This is a genomic window from Rathayibacter sp. AY1A4 (assembly GCF_002930955.1).
In the GTDB taxonomy this organism is placed as follows: Bacteria; Actinomycetota; Actinomycetes; order Actinomycetales; family Microbacteriaceae; genus Rathayibacter.
This window is the reverse complement of sequence record NZ_PSTN01000002.1, coordinates 193,816-217,629: the sequence shown is the minus strand read 5'-3', so window position 1 is coordinate 217,629 and position 23,814 is coordinate 193,816. Positions and strand designations below refer to the sequence as shown.

Here is a 23,814-nt window from a genome sequence, read left to right as displayed (position 1 = left end):
TGGCGCGGGGCGGCTCCATGCTACCGAGGCCCCGACGCTCTCACGCGGGCGGCGGCCACTCCGGCTCGAGAGCGGGAGCCGCGCCGATCGCCCCCCGCAGCAGGTCGGCCGTGAGCTCCGGATCCGGCAGGTCCCGCAGCACGAACACCTCGGCTCCCGCCTGCAGGATCCGGACGTCCCCGCACCGGGCGAGGCGCTGGCCGAGGGAGCGCTCGACCACGACCTCCATCCTCCGATCGAAGACCACCGCGGCCCGCCGGATCGACGCCACGCCCCGGCGCGCGCTGAGGCCGGAAGCGGTGACGCGGTAGCGCACGCTCGCCCAGCCCGCGATCCCGGGAGCGCAGAGGAGCAGCACCAGAAGTGCGGTGCCGAGCCCGATGATCCAGCGCTGCAGGGCGAGCTCGAACTGCGCGGCGAAGTAGAAGCCCGTCCAGGTGAGCAGGAGGAGGCCGACGACCGGTGCGACCGCCCGGCGGGCGCGCGGAGTCAGCCGCGCCAGCTCGCGGTCGGCGGGGTCGGTCCTGGCCATCAGGAGCGCAGATGCGTGACGTCGCCGGCCGTGAACGAGCGCAGCGCGCCGCCCTGCTCGAGCAGGAGCGAGCCGTCCGGGGCGAGTGCGGCGGCGGTCCCCTCCTCCTGCGTGCCGTCGGGCAGCTCGAGCCGGACGCGCGTGCCGAGGGTGCCGCAGGAGGCGCTGACGGCGGCGGCCGCTCCGGAGGCCTCGGGGTCGCCCTGGGCGAGCAGCGGAGCCAGCAGACCCTGGAATCCGGTCAGGAACGCGGCGAGCACCTCGTCGGCGCTCGTCGTCCGTGCTCCGGCGAGGGCGAGCGAGGTGGCGGTCGGGACCGGCAGCTCCGCCTCCGTCAGCAGCAGGTTCACGCCGGTGCCGACGACGACCCGCCCGTCCGGCAGGCGCTCGGCGAGGATCCCCGCGACCTTCCGGCCGTCGATCAGAACGTCGTTGGGCCACTTGACGGCGACGTCCCCGTCGACGAGGGGTGCGAGGGCCCGGGCGAGAGCGGCGCCGGCCACGAGCGGCAGCCAGCCGGAGGCCTCGGCGCCGAGGGCGGAGGCGTCGACCAGCGTCGAGGCCGCGAGCGTGCGGCCCGCGGGCGCCTGCCAGACGCGCCCCAGCCGGCCGCGCCCGGCGCGCTGGTCGCCGGTGGCGACGACGGAGAGGTGCGGCCACGCGGCGGGGTCGGCGGCCGCCCGCTCGCGGAGCTCGTCGTTCGTCGACCCCGCCGACTCGAGCGCGAGGACGCGGGGGGAGACGGCGGAGGAGAGCGGGAGGAGCATGCCGCCACGGTAGCGGCGGCTCCCGCGAGGCCGCTCCGAGCGCCGCTCGCGACGTCCCGCCCTTGTCCGGATCCTCCCGTTCGGAGCGGCCCTCCCTGTGCGAGTGCGACAAGAGGAGGCGTCCGCCCCGCCGGTAGGGTGAGCGGGTGACCGCGAACACCGAACGTCCCGCGCCCGATCTGTACACGACCGCGGGGAAGATCGCGGACCTCAGGAACCGCTACCACGAGGCCGTCACGGCCAGTGGCGAGGCGGCGATCGAGAAGCAGCACGCCAAGGGCAAGATGACCGCACGGGAGCGGATCGACACCCTCCTCGACCCGGGCTCGTTCGTCGAGCTGGACGAGTTCGTGCGCCACCGCACCCACGCCTTCGGCATGGAGAAGAAGCGCCCCTACGGCGACGCCGTCGTCACCGGGACCGGCACCATCCACGGCCGCCAGGTCGCCGTGTACTCGCAGGACTTCACGATCTTCGGCGGCTCGCTCGGCGAGGTGGCCGGCGAGAAGATCATCAAGGTGATGGACCTCGCCCTGAAGACCGGCGTCCCGATCATCGGCATCCTCGACTCCGGCGGAGCACGGATCCAGGAGGGCGTGGTCGCCCTCGGCAAGTACGGCGAGATCTTCCGCCGCAACACCGCGGCGAGCGGCGTGATCCCCCAGATCTCGATCATCTGCGGCCCGGCCGCGGGAGGCGCGGTCTACTCCCCCGCCCTGACCGACTTCGTGATCATGGTCGACAAGACCAGCCAGATGTTCGTCACCGGGCCCGACGTGATCAAGACCGTCACCGGCGAGGACGTCGGCATGGAGGAGCTCGGCGGTGCGCTGACCCACAACACGATCTCGGGCGTCTCGCACTACCTCGCGAGCGACGAGAACGACGCGCTCGACTACGCGCGGACGCTCCTCTCCTTCCTCCCGGACAACAACCTGTCGCCGGTACCCGTCTTCGAGACCGAGGTCGATCTCGAGACGACCGACGCGGACCGCTTCCTCGACACGGTCATCCCGGACAGCCCGAACCAGCCGTACGACATGCGCGCCGTCATCGAGCACATCGTCGACGAGGGCGACTTCCTCGAGGTGCAGCCGCTGTTCGCGCCGAACATCGTGATCGGCTTCGGCCGCGTCGAGGGCCGCTCCGTCGGCATCATCGCGAACCAGCCGAGCGCCATGGCGGGCACGCTGAACATCGAGGCGGGCGAGAAGGCGTCCCGCTTCGTCCGCTTCTGCGACGCGTTCTCGCTGCCGATCCTGACCCTGGTCGACGTCCCGGGCTATCTGCCCGGCACCGACCAGGAGTGGACCGGCGTCATCCGCCGCGGCGCGAAGCTGCTCTACGCCTACGCCGAGGCGACCGTGCCGCTGGTCACGGTCATCCTGCGCAAGGCCTACGGCGGCGCGTACATCGTGATGGGGTCCAAGCAGCTGGGAGCCGACATCAACCTCGCGTGGCCGACCGCCGAGATCGCCGTCATGGGCGGCCAGGGCGCGGTGAACATCCTCTACCGCAACGAGATCCGCAAGGCGGAGGAGGCCGGCGAGGACGTCGCAGCCGTCCGGACGCGCCTGGCGAACGAGTACACCTACAACGTCGCGAGCCCGTTCCTCGCGGCCGAGCGCGGCGAGCTCGACGGCGTGATCGAGCCCTCGGCGACGCGTGTCTCCGTCATCAAGGCGCTGCGGGCGCTGCGCACCAAGCGCGCCAACCTGCCCGCGAAGAAGCACGGCAACATCCCGCTCTGACCCGGCTCGCTCGGACGCCGCGGCAGGAGACGGGAGACCGTCCGTGCCGCGGCGTTCCGCTGCGACCGCCTCCTCACGGGGCGGAGGGGCGGAACGATCAGTCGGAGGAGCCGCGCCCGGTCCGTCGGGCAGCGGACTCCGCGGGAGCATCGGGCCGCACGACGGGAGCGTCCGGCTCCGCGGCCGGAGCACCCGGCTCCCCTGTCGCGGAATCGGGCTCCGCTTCCCGGGCATCCGCCTTCGCCGCCGGAGCACCCGCCTTCACCGCAGGACCGTCCGGCTCGGCTGCCGGAGCACCCGCCTTCACCGCCGGAGCGCCTGCCTTCGCGGCCGGAGGATCCGGCTTCGCCGCGGGCGCCTCGGACGGCTTCTCCTCCGGCTTCGCCCCGACCACCCGCGCGAACGCCAGCGCCTGCGCGGCGGAGAGGTCCGGCAGGTAGGCGCGACCCAGCGCGGCTCCGATCCGAGGCAGCTGCAGCGCGTCGGGGTAGGTCATCCAGAGGCCCGCGTAGCGCGGGTGGAACTTGGCCTTGAAGCGGAACAGCGACGTGAAGCCGTAGGCCGGCTCGAGCGTCCGCGAGAGGAACTCGAGCAGGCGCGAGAGGACCGTCGGCTCCGGAGGCACCTCCCCCTCCTCGACCGGTGCGGTGGCGAGCGGTGCGCCCGAGAGCGAGAGGAACTCGGCACCCTCCTCCTTGACGCGCAGCGCCGCGGAGGCGATGAGGAACTCCATGATGCCGGGCATCGAGTCGTCGGAGCGGCGCATGAAGTCGAGGGTCCAGCCGACCACGCGACCCTCCCTGTGCACGGGCAGCCAGCTCGTCACTCCCTGCAGCACGCCGTCCGGTCCGACCGCGAGCAGGAGGGCGACGTCGGGATCGCGGACCTCGTCGATGCCACCGAGGGTGAAGCCCATCTCGGGCAGCGCCTTCTCGGCGACCCAGCGCTCCGACAGGTCGACGATCTGGTTGGCCATGCCGAGGGAGAGCTCGGGCCAGCTGGTCCACTGCGCCTCGATGCCCAGCTTGATGCCGCGCGTGAGCGGGTAGCGCACCTTCTGCCACCGCTTGCCGGTGAGCTCGAAGGAGGAGAGCTCGATGATCGTCTCCTCGCCGACCGAGAGGCGCGACCAGCCGAGCCGGTCGAAGACGGGGAGCAGCTCGTCGTGGATGCTGTAGAACACGGGCGTCCAGCTGCGCTCGTCGCAGAACCGCACGAACTCGGCCACGACGTCCTCCCGCCGCTCGGGAGCGCAGGCGGGGTCGGAGAGGGTGATCGCCACGCCGCCGATCACCCGGTAGGCGACCCCGCCGGTCCCGTCGGCCGAGATCCAGTGCGCGTTGCCCTCCCAGGTCCCCTGGTGGCCGAGGCTGCCGGCGCCGTGCAGGGACAGGAGCGCGCGGTACCGCGCCTCGTCGCCGCGGTTCCGCTGCACGTCGGTGGCCCGGAGCAGAGCGACCACCGCCACGACGACCACGAGCCAGAACACCGGGCCGACCCACTCGAAGACGATCCGCGCCACCGGCTCCCGCGGCACGGCGAGCAGTCCGGCGCCGCCGAGGAAGCTCACCGGGACGAAGCGCAGCAGCCCGTCCAGGAGGAGCCTCCCGAGGCCCAGGAGCGGCTCGAAGCTCGTGCGCACGCCGGCCGAGAGCGCCAGATAGCCGCCGAGGGACACGACGAAGGCGATGGCGACGACCCGCGTCCAGAGCCTCGCAGCGGCACGGGGCGCGCGGATGCGGAAGTGCCTCCTCCCGATCACGAGCATCGCCACGACGGCCAGCGGCACCAGCACCGTCGTCGCCACCCAGAGCAGGTACTCGGCGTAGTACAGGAACTCGGGGTGACGGGCGGCGCGCTGGAGGGAGAAGACCTCCAGGATCGCGATCGCGATGTTCACCCCGACCGCCAGCAGCAGGCCCAGGCGGCGCCCGGAGCGCAGGCCGTAGGCGGCGACGAGCAGGAGGAGGAGCGGGACGAACGTCAGCAGGATCGGCCCGGGGGCGACCAGGCTCAGCTTCACGTGGTGCGCGCAGTGCCGGAGGGCGCGGCTGCACGGGTCCTCGAGGTCCGTCGTCCCCGTGAAGGCGCTCTGCAGCAGTCGGCCGAGGAACGAGAACGGACCGTAGCCCGAGTCCGAGAGGACGGCGACGAGCGGACCGATCGCGGTGACGACGACGACCGCCGCCAGCAGCCCCCGGGACTCGCGGTGCGAGCTCGGCGCCGGACGCTGCGGACGCAGCCCCGCCGCTCCCCGCGCGAGCACCGCGCCGAGCACGAGCCCCGCGCCGCCCGCGAGGAGCCGGTACGCGTCGGCGGAGTCGCCCGCGTAGAGAACGAACATCAGCACGACGGCGAAGACGGTCACCCGGAGCCGGCGACGCCACAGAGCGCCCATGAAGGCGGTCGAGGCGATGAGGGCGCCGACCGCGCCGATCAGCGGGTCGAAGGTGTGGTCGCCGACGGTGTCGCCCGCCCACCACTCCCCGACGAGAGCGCCGATCGACTGCACGGAGGACCCGACGACGATCCCGACGGCGCCGGTCACGAGGAAGGCGAGGAGGGTGCGGGCCGAGCCGAGGCGGCGCTCCGCGGCGAGGAGCATCGGGAGCACCAGCACGACGTCCAGGAGCAGCTGCAGCGGGTCCGCCGCGATCAGGAGGGCGGTCACCGCCGTCCACGGACGGCCGTCGAGGGTCGTCATCGGGCCCGCCGCCCACCAGGCCGTCGTCTCGGCTCCCGCGGGGGCGACGAGCGTCCCCGTGATCGCGCTCGCGGCCAGGAGTACCAGGACGACCGAGACGGCCGCGGGCGACCTCCGGACCAGCAGACGCAGGGGGCGCAGCGCCGCGGCACCGCTCCTCGGGAACCACGTCGGCATGCGGGGACGCTCCTGTTCGCAACGGACGGACGACGCTCCGGCGGCATCCGGCGTCAGCATAGCCATGCCCCGCCGACCGGCGCCGTGAACGGCATGCGATAGCGTCACGGGATGACCGCCTCCGACTCCGCACCCGCCGTCGTCATCTCCACCTCCGGCCTCGACGCCGCCGAGATCGCCGCCGTCACGGCCGTCGTCACCGCATTGACCTCGCGCACCGAGGCCGAGCCGGAGACCCCGCAGGAGCTCAGCGGGGGCTGGAACGACCGCGCCGCGGCGGTCCGCGGGCCGCTGCGGCCGGCACCGGGAGCGTGGCGCTCCTTCTCCGGCTGAGCGGACTCGCAGACGCAGCCCGTCGGGGAACGAGCGATCCGCGACGCGGAACGTGAAATTTGTCCCCCGATTAGTCCCCTAAAGTGCTGACTATGCGCCTCCTGGCGGAGAGAGCACACTAGTGGACGTACGGTGCTTCTCCTTCGGAAGGGGCACCGCCAATCACTCGCCGACCAGGGTAAGCAGGCGGGTGTGTTGGGGGCGAGTGAGGGTAATATTCGGGTTGTTACCCTCACTCGGGGTTTGACGGCGGGCCGGGCCCCCTCTTCGGAGGAGTGGACGGCCCGCCGCACTCCGTTAACGGGCTTTCGTCCTGACGCGCTCTGCGCTCAACGGGCTCTGCCCATGACGGCTCTGCTCACGCTCGTGCCGCGCCGACGATCGGTCCGCGCCGAGAGACCGGGTGCGCCAGGACCTGAGCCGTGCTGAGAGCCGGAGCGTCCCGACCGCGGCACCGATCCGACATCCGCACGCCCTTCGGGCCGGGTCGCCACCGGTCGCTGCGCATGGGGACGGCCGCGCCGTCCCGAGCGCGCTCCGCCGCTCAGACGTCCCGTCCGCCGACGCCGTCGCGCCGGATCTCGACCCAGGCGTCGACCTCGTCCCCCGCGTCGTCGGAGCCGAGGGCGCCCGCGCTGCCGTCGCCGGCCGTCCGCAGGCCCACCACTGTGACCGCCGAGGCCGAGTCGGCCGACGCGGTGCGCACCACCACGCGGTCGACCTCCTCGCGGATCCCGCTCAGAGCCCGGGCGAGCTCCCCCAGCACCCGTCGGCTCTCGCCCTCGGAGGTGCGGTCGAGGCCGCCGTCGTCGAGCACCGACACGGTCACGCCCCGCCGCCGCGCGTCGAGCACGAGACGCCGCACCTCGTCGTCCAGCAGCCGCCGGCCGCGGATCTCGTCGCGCACGGCCGCTTCGAGCAGCCGGCACTCGCGCCGCTCCTCGTCGGTGAGGCCCGGTCCCGGCTCGGCGATGCGCAGCAGCATGTCGGCGGCGAGGGCGCGGGTCTGCTCCAGCCGGACCTCGCGCTCCGTGAGGTGCGCCTCCTCCGCGGCCCGCCACGACGCGGCCGCGCGCTCGGCCGCCTCGAGCACGCGCGCCTCGGAGCCCGCGCGCCCGAGCTCGACGATGAGCAGCTGCGCGATCGCGACCCAGGCGATCCCCCCGACGACGCCGAGAGTGGCCAGCGCGGCCGGGCCGGCCCAGAACACGGTGTGCACGATCAGGAAGCCGACGCCGACCCAGGCGCAGGCCGCGCGCCGGCGGGCGCACACGATCGTCATGAGGGTGCCGACCGCGGCGATGTACCAGGTGGAGTAGCCGTTGGAGGCACCCGGATCGAGCGAGGGCGCGACCAGCAGCGGCAGAGCGACGGCGACCGCGGTCATCCCGACCGCGACGGGCAGGGCGAGCCGGGTCGTCGCTCCGGGCCAGAGGGCGACGACGGTCGCCGCGACGTACAGCGCGACCGCGACGAGGTCGGCCGGCGTGGCCGGGGAGATGCGGAAGGAGAAGAAGGCGAGCACCACGTGGTACAGCGAGAAGCCGGCGCCGAGCGCCTGGAGCAGGGGGCGCGGGTAGGCGATCACGGCCCTCCTCCCGCGTCCGCCCGCCAGGAGAGGACGACACGGGTGCCCTCGCCCGGAGTCGAGTCGACCCGCGCCGATCCCCGCGCGTTGTGCACCCGCTCGAGGATGGAGAGCCGGATGCCCAGCCGCTCGCGCGGGACGTCGGCGAGCCGGAAGCCGCGGCCGTCGTCCTCCACCACGACCTCCACCGCGCCGTCGCCCAGCAGCCCGTGCACGGCGCGGTGGACGCTGCCGCTCGGACCCGCGTGCTGAACGCTGTTGGCGAGCGCCTGCCAGACCGCGCCGAGCAGCGCCTCGGCCACCGGGCGCGGCAGCGTCGTCGCGCGCGGATCCACTCCGTCGGCCGTCGCGACTGCGATCTCGGTCCCGAAGGTGGACGCCGCGTGGGCGAGCTGGCGCTGCAGGAGCTCGAGCGGGACCAGCCCCTCGGGCGGCTCCGGCTCGTGGTCGGGCAGCAGCACGGCGAGGGTGCGCTGCGCCATTGAGGAGACCAGCGCACGCTCGGCCGGCGACTCGGCGGAGGCCGCGGAGAGCAGCGTCGCGAGCACGTTGTCGTGCACTAGGGCGTCGACCTCGACCCGCTCCACCTCGCCGGCGTGCTGGCGCATCGCCGCCTCGTACTGCTCCATGGCCGTCGTCTGCGCGCGATCGATCTGGTCGGCCGACTGCCGGAGCACGGTGATCAGCACCAGCATCACGAAGCCGACGATGCCCACGTAGGCGGCGTCGAGGATCGCGCGGGTCGGCTCCGCCCCGCCGCCGGAGGGGAGGACGCGCAGCAGCCCGAACAGCACGGTCGTCACCGACACGTACGCGATCGCGATCCGGAGGGGAGCCGCGATCGTGCAGAAGGCGGTGCCGATGGTCAGCAGGTACCAGATCCACGGGGTCTCGCGGTCCGCGCCCCCGGTGGCGACGGCGGCCGGCCAGGTCAGGAGGGCCACGAGGACACCGACCGCGACCAGGACCGCCGTGATCCGCGTGCCCCGCCGCAGCACGGCGGTGGCCACGGCGGCGGTGAGCGATCCGAAGACCAGCGCCAGCACCGGCCAGGCCACCTCGGGGCGCAGCAGGGGCAGCTGGGCGAGGATCGGCGGGACGGTCTGCACGCCGAAGCCGAAGCCGAAGAACGACACGACCGTGCTGATGATCCGGTCGATCCGCTCGCGCCCGGCGTTGCGGCGGGCGATCGGCGCCTCAGCGCCCGCCATCGCCGTCGTCCGGGTCGATGCCCGGCAGGATGCCGTCCTCCACCGCGCGCCGCAGCAGATCGACCTTCGTCGGGGCGGGACGGCCGATCTCGACGTACTTGTCGCGGATCCGGTCGAGGTACTCCTTCGCCGTCGACACCGAGATCTGCAGCCGCTCGGCCACCAGCTTCAGCGGCAGCCCCGAGGCGTAGAGGTGCAGGACGTCGCGCTCGCGACGACCGAGCACGGCCCGCGCGAAGTCGTCGTCGGCGTCGATGGCCGAGGCCCACTCCAGATTGTTGAGGACCTCGCCGCGGGCGACCGTGCGGATGGCGGCGACGACCGTCGACATGGGCGAGGACTTCGGGATGACGCCGGCCGCTCCCGCGGCGAGCGCCTCCCGCACGGCCACGACGCGGTCGGCGATGCTGTGGACGAGGACGGCGGAGCCGCGCACCTGCCCCCACTTGACGTTGCTGGTGATGCTGGAGCCGTCGTTCAGGGACAGGTCGAGGACGAGCACCTCGATCTCGGCGCCGCCGATCGTGCTCTCGAGGGCCTGGACGGTCTCGGCGGCGGCGACCACCTGCATCCCCGCGCTCTCGACGGCGGCGGCCACGCCCAGGCGCACCGACTCGTGGTCGTCCACGATCGCCACGCGCACGCGCGGGGCCTCGGCTGCGTCGACGTGGGGCTCCATCCCGCCCATGGTACGCAGGCGCGGGCCCGCGGTCAGTCCTCTCGGCGGACCAGTCGCGCAACGGCCTCCACGTGGGAGGTGTGCGGGAAGAGGTCGAAGCCCTCGAGGCGCTCCAGCTCGTAGCCGGCCCCGGTCAGGGCGCCCACGTCGCGGGCGAGCGCGACCGGGTCGCAGGCGACGTAGACGAGCTGCGCCGGCCGCAGCTCCGCCAGAGCGTCGGTGACCGCTCGGCCGGCGCCCGAGCGCGGCGGGTCGAGGACCACGGTCGCCGCGCGCCACCGCGCCCGCTCGCGCGCATCGGCCTGGGCGACGACGTCGCGGAGGTAGCGGTCGACGCGGGCGGTCACCGCGCGGGCGCCGACCTGGTCGGCCAGGTTCTCGAGCGCGTGCTCGGTGGCGCGGGAGTCGCTCTCGACGCTGGTCACGCGCACTCCGGCGCCGAGGCGGTCGGCCAGCGCCGCGGCGAGCAGGCCCACCCCGCCGTAGAGGTCGTGGTTGGCGGCCGACGGGTCCGCCGCATCCGCGTCGACGGCGGCCTGCACGGCCTCGAAGAGCGCGGCGGCGGCTCCGCGGTGCACCTGCCAGAAGCCGGTGCGGTCGACCCGGAAGGTGCGGTCGGCGACGAACTCGCTCACCACCGTGCGGTCGCGGCGGGCGCGCTTGTCGGAGGGGTCGTGCACGAGCACCGCGGCCCCCTCGGACCCGGCCGCGTCGACGAGGTCGACCACCGAGCCGGGAGCGAGGCGCTCGCCGAGCGGTGCGGCCAGGGAGGAGTCGGCGGTCGCGAGGGGCAGCGACTCCACGGTGACGACGTGGTGGCTGCGTGCCGCGTAGGGGCCGACCCGTCCGTCGTCGTCGACGTGGAGGCGGTTCCGCGTGCGCCAGCCGAGGCCGCCGGACGCGTCGTCCCCGCCGATCGGCGAGACCTCCACCTCGACCTCGCGACGGGCGAAGCGGGAGAAGGAGTCGACGAGCACGAGGCGCTTCAGCTCGCGCTGGTAGGCCAGGTCGGCGTGGCCGAGCTCGGCGCCGCCGACGCGCTCCTCCGGGCGGCGGTCGAGGGCGGCCTCGGGCCAGACGTGCTCCACCCGGTGCTCGGACGCCTCGAGCACCTCGAGCGCCTCGGCACGCCAGAAGCTGTCGTGCCGGACCTCGCTGATCCGCGCCCGCACGCGCTCGCCGGGGAGGACGTCCGGGACGAAGACGACGCGGCCCTCGTGCCGGGCGACGAACACGCCGCCGTGGGCGACGTTGCTAATGTCGAGCTCGATCTCGGTCCCGAGTGCGTCGTCGGCCCCGTCGGGGCGGGCGGATGCTCGGGACGGGGTCTGTGCCATCCGTCGAGCATCCCACAGCGTGGGCCCGGCCGCAGGGAGCCCTCGTGCGCCTCTACCTCGCCTCCACCTCCCCCGCGCGCCTCGCGCTGCTGCGGGCCTCCGGGATCGAGCCCGTCGTCGTCCCCTCCGAGGTGGACGAGCCCGCGGCCGTCGCCCGGGCCGAGCAGGAGCGGGGCGCGGCACTGGACGCGGACGCCACCGTCTCGCTGCTCGCCCGCGCCAAGGCGCACGCCGTCCTGCGCCCGGACATCGACGGTCTGGTGCTCGGCGGCGACTCCGCGTTCGTCCTCGACGGGGTCGTCCACGGCAAGCCGCACGAGCCGGAGCGGGCCCGGGAGCGCTGGCGCGCCCAGCGCGGTCGCACCGGCCGCCTCTACTCCGGCCACTGGCTCGTCGACCACCGCGGCGGGAGGATCGTCGCCGAGGCCGGAGCGGTCACCTCCGCCGCCGTCACGTTCGCCGACGACATCGACGACGCCGAGATCGACGCCTACGTCGCCACCGGCGAGCCCCTCGAGGTGGCCGGCGCCTTCACCATCGACGGCCGCGGCGCCGGCTTCATCACCGCGATCGAGGGCGACCCCTCGACGGTGATCGGGATGTCGGTGCCGACCCTCCGCACTCTGGTGCGGAGCCTCGGCGTCGACTGGACCGCGCTCTGGAACCGCTGAGGCCCGTCCCGCCCTTGTGAGGAACCGACGAAGGCCCTCCGCTTCTTTGTGGTGAGCCGCGCCGGGCCGGGCGGAGCCGCCCCCTAGGGTTGGGGACCATGCCGAAGATTACGAAGGTGCTCGTCGCCAACCGGGGCGAGATCGCCGTCCGAGTCATCCGCGCCGCCCGCGACAGCGGGATCGCCTCCGTGGCCGTCTACGCCGACCAGGACCGCGACGCCGTGCACAGCCGCCTCGCCGACGAGGCCTACGCCCTCGGCGGGACGACCAGCGCCGAGACCTACCTCGTCATCGACAAGCTGCTCTCGGTGGCCCGCCGCTCCGGTGCCGACGCCGTGCACCCCGGCTACGGCTTCCTCGCCGAGAACGCCGACTTCGCCCGCGCCGTCATCGACGCCGGCCTGATCTGGATCGGCCCCGGCCCCGAGGCCATCGAGCGCCTCGGCGACAAGGTCTCGGCCCGCCATGTCGCCGAGAAGGTCGGCGCGCCGCTCGCCCCGGGAACCCTCAACCCCGTCTCCGGCGCCGCCGAGGTGCTCGAGTTCGTGGACCAGTACGGCCTCCCCGTCGCGATCAAGGCGGCCTTCGGCGGCGGCGGTCGCGGCCTCAAGGTCGCCCGCGAGCGCGACGAGGTCGAGGAGCTGTTCGCCTCCGCCACGCGCGAGGCCGTCGCCGCCTTCGGCCGCGGCGAGTGCTTCGTCGAGAAGTACCTCGACCAGCCGCGCCACGTCGAGACCCAGTGCCTGGCCGACGCGCACGGCAACGTCGTCGTGGTCTCCACCCGCGACTGCTCCCTCCAGCGCCGCCACCAGAAGCTCGTCGAGGAGGCGCCCGCGCCGTTCCTGACGGACGCGCAGAACACCGAGCTCTACCGCGCCTCGAAGGCGATCCTGCAGGAGGTCGGCTACCTCGGCGCCGGGACCTGCGAGTTCCTGATCGGCAAGGACGGCACGGTGTCCTTCCTCGAGGTGAACACCCGCCTCCAGGTCGAGCACCCCGTGTCGGAGGAGATCACCGGCATCGACCTCGTGCGCGAGCAGTTCCGCCTCGCCGAGGGCGGCGTGCTCGACTACGACGACCCGGCGCCCCGCGGCCACTCCTTCGAGTTCCGCATCAACGGCGAGGACGCGGGCCGCGGCTTCCTCCCCGCTCCGGGCCCGGTGCACGTCTTCAAGGCCCCCGGCGGACCCGGCGTCCGCGTCGACTCCGGCGTCGTCGCCGGGGACGTGATCTCCGGCTCCTTCGACTCGCTCCTCGCGAAGCTGATCGTCACCGGCGACAGCCGCGAGCAGGCGCTGGAGCGCTCGCGCCGCGCCCTCGCCGAGTTCGAGGTCACCGGGCTGCCGACCGTCCTCCCCTTCCACCGCGCGATCGTCGAGGACCCGGCCTTCGCCCCCGAGGGCGGCGCGCCCTTCACGATTTACACCCGCTGGATCGAGACCGAGTTCGAGAACACCATCCCGGCCTGGAGCGGCGAGCCCGGAGCGACCGACGAGCCGGCGGCCCGCCGGAACGTGGTCGTCGAGGTCGACGGGCGCCGCGTCGAGGTCACGCTCCCCGGCGACCTGGTCGGCTCGGGACCCGCCCGCGGGGCCGCTGCCGCCTCCCCGAAGCGCCGCGGCTCCTCCTCCGTCAGCACCGTCACGGGCGACTCCGTCGCCTCGCCCATGCAGGCCACCATCGTCAAGGTCGCCGTCGCCGAGGGCGACACGGTCGTCACCGGCGACCTGGTCGTCGTCCTCGAGGCGATGAAGATGGAGCAGCCGCTCACCGCCCACAAGGACGGCGTCGTGAAGGGCCTCGACGCGACGGCCGGAGCGACCGTCCCCGCGGGACACGTGCTCCTTCAGATCGTCTGAGCCCGTTCCGGGCCGCTCCCCGCGCGGTCCGGCGCGGTCGGCTCCTCGACGTGAGGGGTACCGCCGAGCGGGTCGCATCGCGCTGCCGTCAATCGCTTCGCACGCGATTCCCGGTCGCGCGCTCTGCCGATGAAAGGCCGCTCCCCGCGCGGCCCGGCGCGGTCGGCTCCTCGACGTGAGGGGCACCGCAGAGCGGGTCGCGTCGCGCTGCCGTGAATCGCTTCGCACGCGATTCCCGGTCACGCGCTCTGCCGATGAAGGGCCGCACCCCGCGCGGCCCGGCGGAGGGGCGCGTCAGGTGACGATGTGCATGGCGCGCGCGGCGTCCGAGATCGAGCCGGTGAGGCTCGGGTAGACGGTGAAGGCCCGCGCGACCTGGTCGACGGTCAGGCGGTGCTCCACGGCGAGGGCGAGCGGGAAGATCAGCTCGCTCGCCTTCGGAGCGACGATGACGCCTCCGATGACGGTGCCGGAGCCGGTGCGCGCGAACAGCTTCACGAAGCCGTCGCGGATGCCCATCATCTTCGCCCGCGGGTTCGCGGCGAGCGGGAGCTTGTAGATCTCGCCCTGCGCGATGCCCTCCTCGATCTCGCGCTGGCTCCACCCGACGGTCGCGATCTCGGGCTGCGTGAAGATGTTCGCCGCGACGTTGCGCACCTCGGTCGGGTTCACGGCGTCGCCCATGGCGTGGAACACTCCGGTGCGGCCCTGCATGGCGGCGACGGAGGCGAGCGGGAGGAACGTGGTGCAGTCCCCGGCCGCGTAGATCGAGGGGACGCTGGTGCGGGCGACGCGGTTGACGCGGATGTGCCCCGACTCCGTCAGCTGCACCCCCGCGTCCTCGAGGCCGATGCCCGCCGTGTTCGGCACGGAGCCGACGGCCATCAGGCAGTGCGAGCCCTCGACGACGCGTCCGTCCGAGAGCACGGCCTGCACGCCCTTCTCGGTCCGCTCGACGCGGTCGGCGCGCGACTTCGAGAGCACGAGCATGCCGTTGCGCTTGAAGACGTTCTCGATCACGGCGGCCGCGTCGGCGTCCTCGCCGGGCAGCACCTGGTCGCGGGAGGAGATGAGGGTCACGCGGGCGCCGAGCGCACGGTAGGCGGAGGCGAACTCCGCGCCGGTCACGCCGGAGCCCACCACGATCAGGTGCTCGGGGACGGACTTGAGGTTGTAGAGCTGGGTCCAGCTGAGGATGCGCTCGCCGTCGGGAGCCGCGGTCGGGAGCACACGGGGGCTGGCGCCCACCGAGACCACGATCGTGTCCGCCTCGATGCGGTCGAAGTCCATGCCCTCGCCGCCGGCCGCCGTGGAGACGATCAAGGCGTTCGAGCCGTCCAGGCGCCCGTCCCCCTGGACGATGCGCACGCCGTGGTGCACCAGGTTCGCGCGCATGTCCTCGGACTGCTGGCGCGCGAGCCCGAGCAGGCGCTTGTTCACCGTCGCCAGGTTGACCGCCACGTCCGGGCGCACCGGCTTGTTCTGCTCCGAGCGGGTGAAGAACTGCACGCCCAGGTCGGCGGCCTCGCCGATGGCGTTGGTGGCCTCCGCCGTCGCGATGAGCGACTTCGACGGGACGACGTCGGTGATGACGGCCGAGCCGCCCACTCCGACCCGCTCGACCAGGGTGACCTCGGCGCCGAGCTGCGCTCCCGCGATGGCGGCTTCGTAGCCGCCCGGCCCCCCTCCGAGTACAGCGATCCTCTGCGCGCGCTCGAACTCGTAAGCCATGCTTCCCATTGTCCTCTCTCACTGAGTGTTCGCCCAATCGCGGGGTGTCGGATCGGCCGCGGGAGTCGCCCTCCGCCGCCGCGCAGCCCGTCGGTAGGGTGGGAGGATGTCCGACCAGACCCTGCACCCCCTCGACGCCCCCGACGCCGATCCCTTCGAGATCGCGGCCCGCGCGGCCGCTCAGATCGCCGAGGCGACAGGGGTCGAGAAGCACGACATCGCCCTCACCCTCGGCAGCGGCTGGGGCAAGGCCGCCGACGCGATCGGCGAGACGACCGCGACGGTGGAGGCCACCGAGATCCTCGGCTTCTCCAAGCCGGCCGTGCACGGGCACGGCGGCACCCTGCGCTCCGTCCTGCTCCCCACCGGCAGGCGCGCGCTGATCATCGGCGCCCGCACCCACTACTACGAGGGCTACGGCGTGCGCCGCGTCGCGCACAGCGTCCGCACCGCCGCCGCGACGGGCGCGACGGTGATGATCCTCACCAACGGCGCGGGCGGCATCAAGGAGCACTGGACGCCCGGGACCCCCGTGCTGATCAGCGACCACATCAACCTCACCGCCGACTCGCCGCTCGAGGGCGCGACGTTCGTCGACCTCACCGACCTCTACTCCTCGCGCCTGCGCGACCTCGCCCGGGGGACGCGTCCTGAGCTGGACGAGGGCGTGTACGTGCAGTTCCGCGGGCCGCACTACGAGAGCCCGGCCGAGGTGCAGATGGCGAAGATCATCGGCGGCCACATCGTCGGCATGTCGACCGCCCTCGAGGCCATCGCCGCGCGCGAGGCGGGCATGGAGGTGCTGGGCATGTCGCTCATCACGAACCTCGCCGCCGGCATCCAGAAGACCCCCCTCAGCCACGAGGAGGTGCTCGAGGCCGGCCGCGACGCCGAGGACGACCTCGCCCGCCTGCTCGCCGGGATCACGGGCGCCCTGTGAGCGCCGACGTCCGGGAGCTCGCCGAGGCCTGGCTCGCCCAGGACCCCGACCCGGAGACGCGGGAGGAGCTGGTCGGCCTGCTGACCGCCTCCGACTCGGGGGACGCCTCCGCCCGCGCCGAGCTCGAGGACCGCTTCGGCGCCCGCCTGGCGTTCGGCACCGCGGGCCTGCGCGGCGCCATCGCGGCGGGATCCAACCGGATGAACCGCGTGCTGGTCTCGCAGGCCGCCGTCGGCCTGGCCGACTTCCTGCTGGCGCAGGGCGTCCAGCGGCCCGTGGTCGTGATCGGCTACGACGGTCGGAAGAACTCGCGCGTCTTCGCCGAGGACTCCGCCGCGCTGATGGCGGGCGCCGGCGTGGACGCGGTGCTGCTGCCCCGGCTCCTGCCCACCCCCGTGCTGGCCTTCGCCGTGCGCCACCTCGGCGCCGACGCCGGAGTGATGGTCACGGCGAGCCACAACCCGCCGCAGGACAACGGCTACAAGGTGTACCTCGGCGGCGCCGACGAGGGCTCGCAGATCGTGCCGCCGGTCGACTCCGAGATCGCCGAGCGGATCCTCGCGGTCGCGCGGGACCGGCGCGTTCCGGAGCTGCCGCGCGGCGAGTACCGGCTCGCGGACGAGTCCGTGGTCGCCGCCTACATCGAGGCGACGGCCTCCGTCGGCCGCCAGTCCGCTCCGCTGCGCGTCGTCTACACGGCGATGCACGGGGTCGGCTGGGAGACGGCGCACCGGGTGCTCTCCGCGGCGGGATTCGACGAGCCGGCCGTCGTGGTCGAGCAGATCGAGCCCGACGCGGCGTTCCCCACGGTCGCGTTCCCGAACCCGGAGGAGGCGGGCGCCCTCGACCTCGCCTTCTCGACCGCGCGCTCCGGTCGCGCGCAGCTGATCGTGGCGAACGACCCGGACGCCGACCGCTTCGCCGCCGCCGTGCCCGACGCCTCCGCCCCGGAGGGCTTCCGGCGCCTCACCGGCAACGAGGTCGGAGCGCTGCTCGGCTGGCGCGCCGCCGAGCAGGCCCGCCGCGAGGGCCGCACCGGAGGAGCGCTCGCCTGCTCGATCGTCTCCTCCCCCGCCCTCGGTGCTGTGGCGGCCGACTACGGCCTCGACTTCGCCGAGACGCTCACGGGCTTCAAGTGGATCTCGCGCGTCCCCGACCTCGTCTTCGGCTACGAGGAGGCGCTCGGCTACCTGGTGAACCCCGGGACGGTCCGCGACAAGGACGGCGTCTCGGCCGCGCTCGCCTTCCTCTCCCTCGCGAGCGGGCTCGCCGCCGAGGAGCGCACGATCGACGACGAGCTGGAGTCGTTCGCCGAGCGGTTCGGGCTCTTCGGATCGGAGCAGATCTCGCTCCGCGTCACCGACCTCTCCGAGATCGGCCGGATCATGGCCGGACTGCGCGCGACGCCTCCGACCGCGATCGGCGGGCTCGCCGTCGAGCGGAGCGAGGACCTGCTCGCCGAGGGCGGCGCGCTGCCTCCGACCGACGCGCTCCGCTTCTCCCTGGACGGTGCCCGTCTCATCGCGCGCCCGAGCGGCACGGAGCCGAAGGTCAAGCTCTACCTCGACGCCTGGTCGCACGACTCCGACGCCGACGCCCGCCGGTCGGCCGTCTCGTCCCGCCTCGCCGCCCTGCGCACCGGCGCCGCGGAGCTCCTCGCGTAGGTCCCCCTCCGGTCAGCGGGGCGCGCGGACACCGATCCGCTCGCCCCGCTTCCAGAGCCACTCCACCGGACCGAGCTCGAACCGGCGCAGCCACAGGTGCGCCGCGAGCACGACGACCGCCGCGATGAGCAGGAACGCTCCGACGGTCGCCGGGACGCGCCACTGCGCGGCGGTCACCGCCAGCCCGAGTCCCCAGCCGTAGAAGAGGGCGCCGCCGAGCAGGTTCTGCAGGAGGTAGGCGCTCAGGGCGACCCGGCCGACCTCCCGCGCCCGGCGTGCCGCCCAGCCCTCGGCGCCCCGGCGGAGGCAGGCCTCGGCGAGGGCCGCGAGCAGGCCGAGCCCGACCAGGGGCGCGACGAGGTAGCGCTCGGCGAGCAGACCGGCGGCGCTCCCCCCGATGCCCAGCGCGAGGTCGACGGGGAGGGCGAGGGCGCCGAGGACCATCAGGCGACGGCGGAGTGACGCGCCCTCGGCGGCGAGGACCCCCGCCCGATGGAGGCGCGCGCCGAGGAGGAACATCGCGAGGCTGAGGAGCCCGATGAGCACCGGCTCCGCACGGAAGACGCCCGCGTTCTGCAGCCGGAAGAGGGCGAGGCCGAGGAACGACGCGTCCGCGTAGGGGCTCCGGCCGGTCGGCCCCTGTCCGGCACCGTCCGGGCTCGCCGCCACGAGCGCCACGAGCGCCGAGATCAGGACGACGTGCAGAGCGCCGCAGACGAGGATCACGCGGCGCTGCGTCGTCGGCCGGGTGAGCAGCAGCCAGGCGACGACCGCTCCGGTGACGGCGTATCCCATGAGGACGTCGAACTCCGCGATCAGCACGTAGTTGACCGCGCCGTCCAGGAGGAGGAGCGTCGCGCGCCAGAGGTAGCGGCCCGGCCAGCGCGTCCCGCGCCGGACCGCGGACGCGTGCTGGATCGCGAGGCCCACCCCGAAGGCGAGGGAGAGGAGGGCGAGGAACTTGCCCTGCGCCAGCGCCATCAGCAGGAGCTGCGCAGTCCCGGCGGAGGAGGAGGTCTCCGGCGTCACCGGGACGGAGAGCAGTCCGAGCATCCCCCAGGGGTGGGAGAAGATCCAGATGTTCGTGCCGAAGGTCCCGATGATCGCGACACCGCGGACGACGTCCAGGGTCGCGATGCGGCGGCCGGCTCCGGCACGGGGCGGCAATACGGTCGTATTGGTCATGTCCGAGAGCGTAGCCTGCTCGAGCAGTCGAACGAGAGGGACGCCATGCCGGATCGGCGCGAGAGCAGGAGCGACATCCTCTCGGCGGTCGTCGCCGTCCTCTCGACCCGCGGGGCGGAGCACCTCAGCATCCGCACCGTCGCGGCCGAGGCCGGCGTCTCGGTGGGGGCCGTCCAGCACCACTTCCCGACGAAGCAGGCGCTGCTGGCCGGCGCGATGGCCCGGGTCGAGGAGCGCTTCCGCGAGCGGATGCGGAGCCGCCTGGAGGCCGAATCCTCGGCCGAGGTGCGGCTGCGCGTCTTCTGCGACGAGATCGCGTGCGTCGCGGACGAGGACGTGCCCGACGCGATCGTGTGGACCGCCTTCGCCTCCCGCGCCGGCACCGATCCGGAGATCCGCGCGATCCACACCGCCGGCTGGTCGCGCACGGAGGACGTCGTCCTGGAGCTGCTGCGCGCCGCGCATCCCGCGGCGTCGTTCGGCGCCGACGACGCCGCGCTGCTCCTCGCGGTCCTCGACGGCATCGCGGTCTCCCGCGCGGCCGAGCAGCCCGCCCGCCTCTCCCCCGCCCGCGCCCGCCGCCTGATCGGCACCGTCCTCGAGCAGCTCGCCGCCCGCTGACCCCCCAAGACCCGAGCAGCCGTCCGCGCGGGAACCCGGCTCTCGGCACGCCGCTCCGCGGCCACTCGACCAGCAGGGGCAGGGGCGCCCTCTCCCCGCAAGGTGGAGGGCGCGTCCGAGAATCGCGTGCCAGCGATTCGAGGCAGCCCGACGCGACCCGCTCTTGAGAACGCGCCCCGTCGGGAGGCCGACCGCGCTGAGCCGCGCAGGGAGCGGCTCAGAGTCGAGCACCGCGCGTGCCAGCGATTCGAGGCAGCCCGACGGAATACGCTCTGCGGAACGCGCCCCGTCGGGAGGCCGACCGCGCTGAGCCGCGCAGGGAGCGGCTCAGAAACGGACTCAGCCCAGCGCTCGCTCGATCTTCTCCGTGATCTCGTTCTGGTCGAGGTAGTTGTCGATGACGACGACCTCGGCGAAGGTGCGGCCGATTCGGTCGACGAGCTCGCCGGAGGTGAGGATGACCTGCGCGTCGGCGGCGAGCGCGTCGACGGAGGCCAGGTCGGAGGCGATCACCTCGGCCTCGAGGTCGAGGGTCTCGAGGGCGCGCTCGGCGCCGAGCTTGAGGATGGCGGAGGTGCCGATTCCGGCGCCGCAGAGGGTGACGATCTTCATGCGCTTCTTCCGTGGTGCGGGTGGTGCGGGGTGCTGTCGGTGAGGACGGCGTTGATGCTGCGGACGGTGCGGGCGGCGGCGAGGGCGCCGACCGCGTCCGGACGGCTGAGCACGTCGGCGAGCCCGGAGACGAAGCCGACGTGTCCGTGCGCCTGGGTGGCGGCGATCCCGATGACGACCGACACCGGGTCGTTGGTGCTGTGGCCGAAGGCGACGGGCTCGGCCAGCGTGACGACGGAGAGGCCGTCCGCGAGGACGTCGTTGCCGGGCCGGGCGTGCGCGAGGGCGAGCCCGGGCGCGATGACGATGTACGGCCCGAGCACGTCGACCTGCTCGACCATGCGCCGGGAGTAGGCGGCGTCCACCGCGCCGGTCCGCTCGAGCGCACGGCCCGCCTCGAGGACCGCCTCCCGCCAGGATCCTGCGGAGTGGCGGAGGGCCACCGCCTCCTCGGGGAGCGCGTCGAGCGGCACCGTCAGGCCGCCTCGAAGCCGGCGCTGATCGTCTCGACGAGCTCGCGGCGCTCGTCGAGCGGCAGGAAGGCGGCGTGAGCCGCGTTCAGCTGGAAGGCCTCGAAGTCGTCGAGGTCGTACCCGAACGCGTCGGACAGGAGGGCGAGCTCGCGGCTGAGGGTCGTCGCGCTCATCAGGCGGTTGTCGGTGTTCACCGTGACGCGGAAGCCCAGCTGGTAGAGCAGGTCGAAGGGGTGCTCGGCGAGCTCGGCACCCCACGCCGCGACGGCGCCGGTCTGCAGGTTGGAGGAGGGGCTGAGCTCGAGGGCGATCTCGCGGTCCTTCACCCACTCCGAGAGCTCGCCGAGGGTCACGTAGCTCGCGTCGTCGTCCTGGCGCTCGATGCGGATGTCCTCCGCGATCCGGACCCCGTGACCCAGGCGCAGCGCGCGGCCGTCGAGCAGGGCCGAGCGGATGCTGTCGAGGCCGTCCGCCTCCCCCGCGTGCACCGTGGTCGGGAAGTGCGCCGCCGCGAGCAGCTCGAAGGCGGGACGGTGCCGCGAGGCGGGGAAGCCCGCCTCGGCTCCGGCGATGTCGAAGCCGATCGCACCGCGCTCGCGGTGGCGCAGCGCCAGCTCGGCGACCTCGAGCGAGCGGTCGGCGTGCCGCATCGCGGTGATCAGCTGGCCGACGCGGATGCGGTGTCCCTGCGCCGCCGCCTCCTGCACGCCCTGCTGCAGCCCCTCCTGGACCGCCTGGACAGCCGCGTCGAGCGAGAGCCCGGCGCGCTGGTGCTGCTCCGGCGCCCAGCGCACCTCGCCGTGCACGACTCCGTCGGCGGCGAGGTCGAGCACGAACTCGCGGGCCACGCGCTCGAGCGCCGGCGCGGTCTGCATCACGGCGACCGTCGTCTCGAAGGTGGCGATGTAGTCGGTGAGGGAGCCGGAGTCGGCCGTGGCACGGAACCACTCGGCGAGCGCGTCCGGCTCCTCGGCCGGGAGCGGCACGCCCGTCTCGCGGGCGATCTCGAGGACCGTCCCGGGCCGCAGGCCTCCGTCGAGGTGGTCGTGCAGCGACACCTTGGGGAGCTCGTCGATGAGGACGCCCTCGCCCGGGAGGAGGTACTCCTCGGTCTGATCGGTCACGGTGCTCCTCGCAGGTCGGCGGTGGTTCGCCGACCACCCTAGAGGGTCGGCGGAAGCGGCTCGCCGGGCGGCGCCTCCTCCGTGCCGGGCGGCGCGGGGCTAGGAGACGCGCTCCGCCACGAGGGGGCCGCCGTCGAGCACCTCGTCGCCCTCGTCGCCGATCCGGAAGGCACCGTCGAGCGCCTCGAGCGCCCGGGCGAAGCGCTCCGGCTCGTCTGCCGAGAGGGTGATCAGGGGCCGGCCCGCGCGGACTCGGTCGCCCGGCTTCGCGTGCAGGTCGATCCCCGCCGCGTGCTGCACCGCGTCGGCCTGGCGGGCGCGTCCGGCGCCCAGGCGCCAGGCGGCGATGCCGAACGGCAGCGCCTGCTGCTCCACCAGGACGCCGTCGCGCTCGGCGACCACGACGTGGGTCTCGCGGGCCTCGGGAAGCGCCGCATCCGGATCCCCTCCCTGAGCGCGGATGACCGCGCGCCAGGTGTCCATCGCCGCGCCGCCGTCGAGGGCGCGCTCGACATCCGCGTCCGGCTGCCCGGCGAGGGCCAGCATCTCGCGGGCCAGGGCCAGCGTCAGCTCCCGGACGTCCGAGGGGCCGCCGCCGGCGAGCACCTCGACCGACTCCCGCACCTCGTTCGCGTTGCCGATGGCCAGACCGAGCGGCACGTTCATGTTGGTCAGCAGCGCGGTGGTCCGCACCCCCGCGTCGTTGCCGAGGTCGACCATCGCCCGCGCCAGCTCCCGCGAGCGCTCGATGTCGACCATGAACGCGCCGGAGCCGAACTTCACGTCGAGCACCAGGGCGTCGGTCCCCTCGGCGATCTTCTTCGACATGATCGAGGACGCGATCAGCGGGATCGCCTCGACGGTCCCGGTGATGTCCCGGAGCGCGTAGAGCTTCTTGTCGGCGGGGGCCAGGCCCGAGCCCGCGGCGCAGATCACGCCGCCGACCGTCCGCAGCTGCTCCAGCATCTCCTCGTTGCCGAGGTCGGCCCGCCAGCCCTGGATCGACTCCAGCTTGTCGAGCGTTCCGCCCGTGTGGCCGAGCCCGCGTCCCGAGAGCTGGGGCACCGCCACGCCGAAGGAGGCGACCAGCGGCATCAGCGGCAGCGTGATCTTGTCGCCGACCCCGCCCGTGGAGTGCTTGTCGACCGTGCGCTTGCCGAGTCCGTCGAAGCGCATGCGCTCGCCGCTGGCGATCATCGCCAGGGTGAGGTCGCGGATCTCGTCGCGCTCCATCCCGTTCAGCAGGACCGCCATCGCGAAGGCCGCCATCTGCTCGTCGGCGACGTAGCCGCGGGTGTAGGCGTCGATCAGCCAGTCGATCTGCGCGGTCGAGAGCGTGCCGCGGTCGCGCTTGGTGCGGATGATGTCGACGGCGTCGAAGTCCTCGACGCGGGTGGTGCGGGTCATGCGGAGTCCTCGGTTCGGGAGTGGGAGCGGTGACGGCGGCGCTAGGAGGCGGCGTAGGCCTCGAGCGTGCGCGGGCCGAAGGCGTCGGGGATGACCTCGTCGATCGTCTTCACGCCCGACACGGTCTGGAGGAGCATGCCCTCGGCCGAGTGCTCGAAGAGCAGCTGGCGGCAGCGCCCGCAGGGCATCAGGACGCCGCCCTTCCCGTCGACGCAGGTGAAGGCGACGAGCCGGCCGCCGCCCGTCATGTGCAGAGAGGACACCAGCGCGCACTCGGCGCAGAGCGTGAGCCCGTAGGAGGCGTTCTCGACGTTGCAGCCCGAGATCGTCCGGCCGTCGTCCACGAGCGCGGCGACCCCGACGGGGAACTTCGAGTACGGGACGTAGGCGTGGCTCATGGCCTCGAGGGCGGCCTCGCGCAGCGCCTCCCAGTCGATGTCGGTCACGA

At 73.7% G+C, this 23,814-nt stretch carries 21 protein-coding genes; 7 read left to right on the top strand and 14 right to left on the bottom strand.

Going from position 1 to position 23,814, the window contains the following annotated elements:
- Positions 1-40: 40 nt before the first annotated feature.
- The gene (locus tag C5B92_RS02615) at positions 41-532 is read right to left on the bottom strand and encodes a PH domain-containing protein (protein ID WP_104274224.1); all 492 of its coding nucleotides are present in this window, start codon (positions 530-532) and stop codon (positions 41-43) included.
- Positions 532-1,299: a biotin--[acetyl-CoA-carboxylase] ligase gene (locus C5B92_RS02610; RefSeq protein WP_104274223.1), complete on the bottom strand. Its 768-nt coding sequence runs from the start codon at positions 1,297-1,299 to the stop codon at positions 532-534. Before C5B92_RS02610 ends, C5B92_RS02615 begins: the two co-directional genes overlap by 1 nt.
- A gap of 146 nt (positions 1,300-1,445) precedes the next feature.
- On the opposite strand from C5B92_RS02610, the gene C5B92_RS02605 reads away from it, so the two are divergent.
- Positions 1,446-3,050, top strand: a complete 1,605-nt coding sequence (locus C5B92_RS02605) for an acyl-CoA carboxylase subunit beta (protein ID WP_104274222.1) — start codon at positions 1,446-1,448, stop codon at positions 3,048-3,050.
- Positions 3,051-3,147: 97 nt separating this feature from the next.
- Here C5B92_RS02605 and C5B92_RS02600 read toward each other — a convergent pair whose 3' ends face one another.
- Positions 3,148-5,931, bottom strand: coding sequence for a DUF2156 domain-containing protein (locus C5B92_RS02600; protein WP_181028718.1), 2,784 nt, complete (start codon positions 5,929-5,931; stop codon positions 3,148-3,150).
- A 111-nt stretch (positions 5,932-6,042) separates the two neighbouring features.
- Between C5B92_RS02600 and C5B92_RS02595 the strand changes: the two genes are divergently transcribed.
- Positions 6,043-6,264 (top strand): acyl-CoA carboxylase subunit epsilon, encoded by a 222-nt coding sequence (locus C5B92_RS02595; RefSeq protein WP_104256322.1) that lies wholly within the window; start codon positions 6,043-6,045, stop codon positions 6,262-6,264.
- Positions 6,265-6,808: 544 nt separating this feature from the next.
- Here the strand turns inward: C5B92_RS02595 and C5B92_RS02590 are convergent.
- From C5B92_RS02590 to C5B92_RS02575, 4 genes are read right to left on the bottom strand one after another with little or no spacing between them, the layout of a single operon-like run.
- A complete protein-coding gene (locus tag C5B92_RS02590; RefSeq protein ID WP_104274220.1) occupies positions 6,809-7,852 on the bottom strand; it encodes a hypothetical protein in 1,044 nt (347 codons plus the stop codon).
- Complete coding sequence (locus C5B92_RS02585) at positions 7,849-9,063, bottom strand: sensor histidine kinase (protein WP_104274219.1); 1,215 nt, start codon at positions 9,061-9,063, stop codon at positions 7,849-7,851. The genes C5B92_RS02590 and C5B92_RS02585 overlap by 4 nt, the downstream gene beginning before the upstream one ends.
- On the bottom strand, positions 9,050-9,751 hold the full coding sequence (locus C5B92_RS02580; RefSeq protein WP_104223169.1) for a response regulator transcription factor: 702 nt from the start codon (positions 9,749-9,751) through the stop codon (positions 9,050-9,052). The genes C5B92_RS02585 and C5B92_RS02580 overlap by 14 nt, the downstream gene beginning before the upstream one ends.
- Before the next feature lie 23 nt (positions 9,752-9,774).
- Positions 9,775-11,079, bottom strand: coding sequence for a class I SAM-dependent RNA methyltransferase (locus tag C5B92_RS02575; protein WP_146079247.1), 1,305 nt, complete (start codon positions 11,077-11,079; stop codon positions 9,775-9,777).
- Positions 11,080-11,123: 44 nt separating this feature from the next.
- Here C5B92_RS02575 and C5B92_RS02570 point away from each other — a divergent pair, with 44 nt between their 5' ends.
- Together C5B92_RS02570 and C5B92_RS02565 are read left to right on the top strand one after the other, a co-directional pair.
- Entirely contained in the window at positions 11,124-11,750 is a 627-nt protein-coding gene (locus C5B92_RS02570) for a nucleoside triphosphate pyrophosphatase (protein WP_181028717.1), read from the top strand.
- A gap of 98 nt (positions 11,751-11,848) precedes the next feature.
- The gene (locus tag C5B92_RS02565; RefSeq protein ID WP_104223170.1) at positions 11,849-13,609 is read left to right on the top strand and encodes a biotin carboxylase N-terminal domain-containing protein; all 1,761 of its coding nucleotides are present in this window, start codon (positions 11,849-11,851) and stop codon (positions 13,607-13,609) included.
- 294 nt (positions 13,610-13,903) lie between these two features.
- Here the strand turns inward: C5B92_RS02565 and C5B92_RS02560 are convergent, their stop codons facing one another.
- Positions 13,904-15,340 carry an NAD(P)H-quinone dehydrogenase gene (locus C5B92_RS02560; RefSeq protein ID WP_104350037.1) on the bottom strand — a complete coding sequence of 479 codons (1,437 nt, stop codon included), beginning with the start codon at positions 15,338-15,340 and terminating at the stop codon, positions 13,904-13,906.
- A gap of 106 nt (positions 15,341-15,446) precedes the next feature.
- Between C5B92_RS02560 and C5B92_RS02555 the strand changes: the two genes are divergently transcribed.
- Together C5B92_RS02555 and C5B92_RS02550 are read left to right on the top strand one after the other, a co-directional pair.
- Positions 15,447-16,280, top strand: coding sequence for a purine-nucleoside phosphorylase (locus C5B92_RS02555; protein WP_104238027.1), 834 nt, complete (start codon positions 15,447-15,449; stop codon positions 16,278-16,280).
- Positions 16,277-17,944: a phospho-sugar mutase gene (locus C5B92_RS02550; RefSeq protein ID WP_104350036.1), complete on the top strand. Its 1,668-nt coding sequence runs from the start codon at positions 16,277-16,279 to the stop codon at positions 17,942-17,944. Before C5B92_RS02555 ends, C5B92_RS02550 begins: the two co-directional genes overlap by 4 nt.
- A 12-nt stretch (positions 17,945-17,956) precedes the next feature.
- On the opposite strand, the gene C5B92_RS02545 is transcribed toward C5B92_RS02550, so the two are convergent.
- Positions 17,957-19,129 carry a DUF418 domain-containing protein gene (locus C5B92_RS02545; RefSeq protein ID WP_104350035.1) on the bottom strand — a complete coding sequence of 391 codons (1,173 nt, stop codon included), beginning with the start codon at positions 19,127-19,129 and terminating at the stop codon, positions 17,957-17,959.
- Between the two features lie 45 nt (positions 19,130-19,174).
- Between C5B92_RS02545 and C5B92_RS02540 the strand changes: the two genes are divergently transcribed.
- A complete protein-coding gene (locus C5B92_RS02540) occupies positions 19,175-19,750 on the top strand; it encodes a TetR/AcrR family transcriptional regulator (RefSeq protein ID WP_104350034.1) in 576 nt (191 codons plus the stop codon).
- 339 nt (positions 19,751-20,089) lie between these two features.
- Here the strand turns inward: C5B92_RS02540 and C5B92_RS02535 are convergent, their stop codons facing one another.
- The 5 genes from C5B92_RS02535 to C5B92_RS02515 all read right to left on the bottom strand — a co-directional run bounded on the left by C5B92_RS02535 (position 20,090) and on the right by C5B92_RS02515 (position 23,812).
- Positions 20,090-20,362, bottom strand: coding sequence for a PTS sugar transporter subunit IIB (locus C5B92_RS02535; RefSeq protein WP_104226416.1), 273 nt, complete (start codon positions 20,360-20,362; stop codon positions 20,090-20,092).
- Positions 20,359-20,835, bottom strand: a complete 477-nt coding sequence (locus tag C5B92_RS02530; RefSeq protein ID WP_104255398.1) for a PTS sugar transporter subunit IIA — start codon at positions 20,833-20,835, stop codon at positions 20,359-20,361. Before C5B92_RS02530 ends, C5B92_RS02535 begins: the two co-directional genes overlap by 4 nt.
- 2 nt (positions 20,836-20,837) lie before the next feature.
- Positions 20,838-21,959 carry an adenosine deaminase gene (locus tag C5B92_RS02525; RefSeq protein ID WP_104350033.1) on the bottom strand — a complete coding sequence of 374 codons (1,122 nt, stop codon included), beginning with the start codon at positions 21,957-21,959 and terminating at the stop codon, positions 20,838-20,840.
- 99 nt (positions 21,960-22,058) lie between these two features.
- A complete protein-coding gene (locus C5B92_RS02520) occupies positions 22,059-23,366 on the bottom strand; it encodes a thymidine phosphorylase (protein WP_104350032.1) in 1,308 nt (435 codons plus the stop codon).
- A 41-nt stretch (positions 23,367-23,407) separates the two neighbouring features.
- On the bottom strand, positions 23,408-23,812 hold the full coding sequence (locus C5B92_RS02515) for a cytidine deaminase (RefSeq protein WP_104223180.1): 405 nt from the start codon (positions 23,810-23,812) through the stop codon (positions 23,408-23,410).
- Between the last annotated feature and the right edge of the window lie 2 nt (positions 23,813-23,814).

Excerpts from the sequence above, each read along its gene's own strand:
- C5B92_RS02615 (WP_104274224.1), bottom strand. The coding sequence starts at position 532 with ATGGCCAGGACCGACCCCGCCGACCGCGAGCTGGCGCGGCTGACTCCG.
- C5B92_RS02610 (WP_104274223.1), bottom strand. The coding sequence starts at position 1,299 with ATGCTCCTCCCGCTCTCCTCCGCCGTCTCCCCCCGCGTCCTCGCGCTC.
- C5B92_RS02600 (WP_181028718.1), bottom strand. The coding sequence starts at position 5,931 with ATGCCGACGTGGTTCCCGAGGAGCGGTGCCGCGGCGCTGCGCCCCCTG.
- C5B92_RS02595 (WP_104256322.1), top strand. The coding sequence starts at position 6,043 with ATGACCGCCTCCGACTCCGCACCCGCCGTCGTCATCTCCACCTCCGGC.
- C5B92_RS02585 (WP_104274219.1), bottom strand. The coding sequence starts at position 9,063 with ATGGCGGGCGCTGAGGCGCCGATCGCCCGCCGCAACGCCGGGCGCGAG.
- C5B92_RS02580 (WP_104223169.1), bottom strand. The coding sequence starts at position 9,751 with ATGGGCGGGATGGAGCCCCACGTCGACGCAGCCGAGGCCCCGCGCGTG.
- C5B92_RS02575 (WP_146079247.1), bottom strand. The coding sequence starts at position 11,079 with ATGGCACAGACCCCGTCCCGAGCATCCGCCCGCCCCGACGGGGCCGAC.
- C5B92_RS02565 (WP_104223170.1), top strand. The coding sequence starts at position 11,849 with ATGCCGAAGATTACGAAGGTGCTCGTCGCCAACCGGGGCGAGATCGCC.
- C5B92_RS02560 (WP_104350037.1), bottom strand. The coding sequence starts at position 15,340 with ATGGCTTACGAGTTCGAGCGCGCGCAGAGGATCGCTGTACTCGGAGGG.
- C5B92_RS02555 (WP_104238027.1), top strand. The coding sequence starts at position 15,447 with ATGTCCGACCAGACCCTGCACCCCCTCGACGCCCCCGACGCCGATCCC.
- C5B92_RS02545 (WP_104350035.1), bottom strand. The coding sequence starts at position 19,129 with ATGACCAATACGACCGTATTGCCGCCCCGTGCCGGAGCCGGCCGCCGC.
- C5B92_RS02540 (WP_104350034.1), top strand. The coding sequence starts at position 19,175 with ATGCCGGATCGGCGCGAGAGCAGGAGCGACATCCTCTCGGCGGTCGTC.
- C5B92_RS02535 (WP_104226416.1), bottom strand. The coding sequence starts at position 20,362 with ATGAAGATCGTCACCCTCTGCGGCGCCGGAATCGGCACCTCCGCCATC.
- C5B92_RS02520 (WP_104350032.1), bottom strand. The coding sequence starts at position 23,366 with ATGACCCGCACCACCCGCGTCGAGGACTTCGACGCCGTCGACATCATC.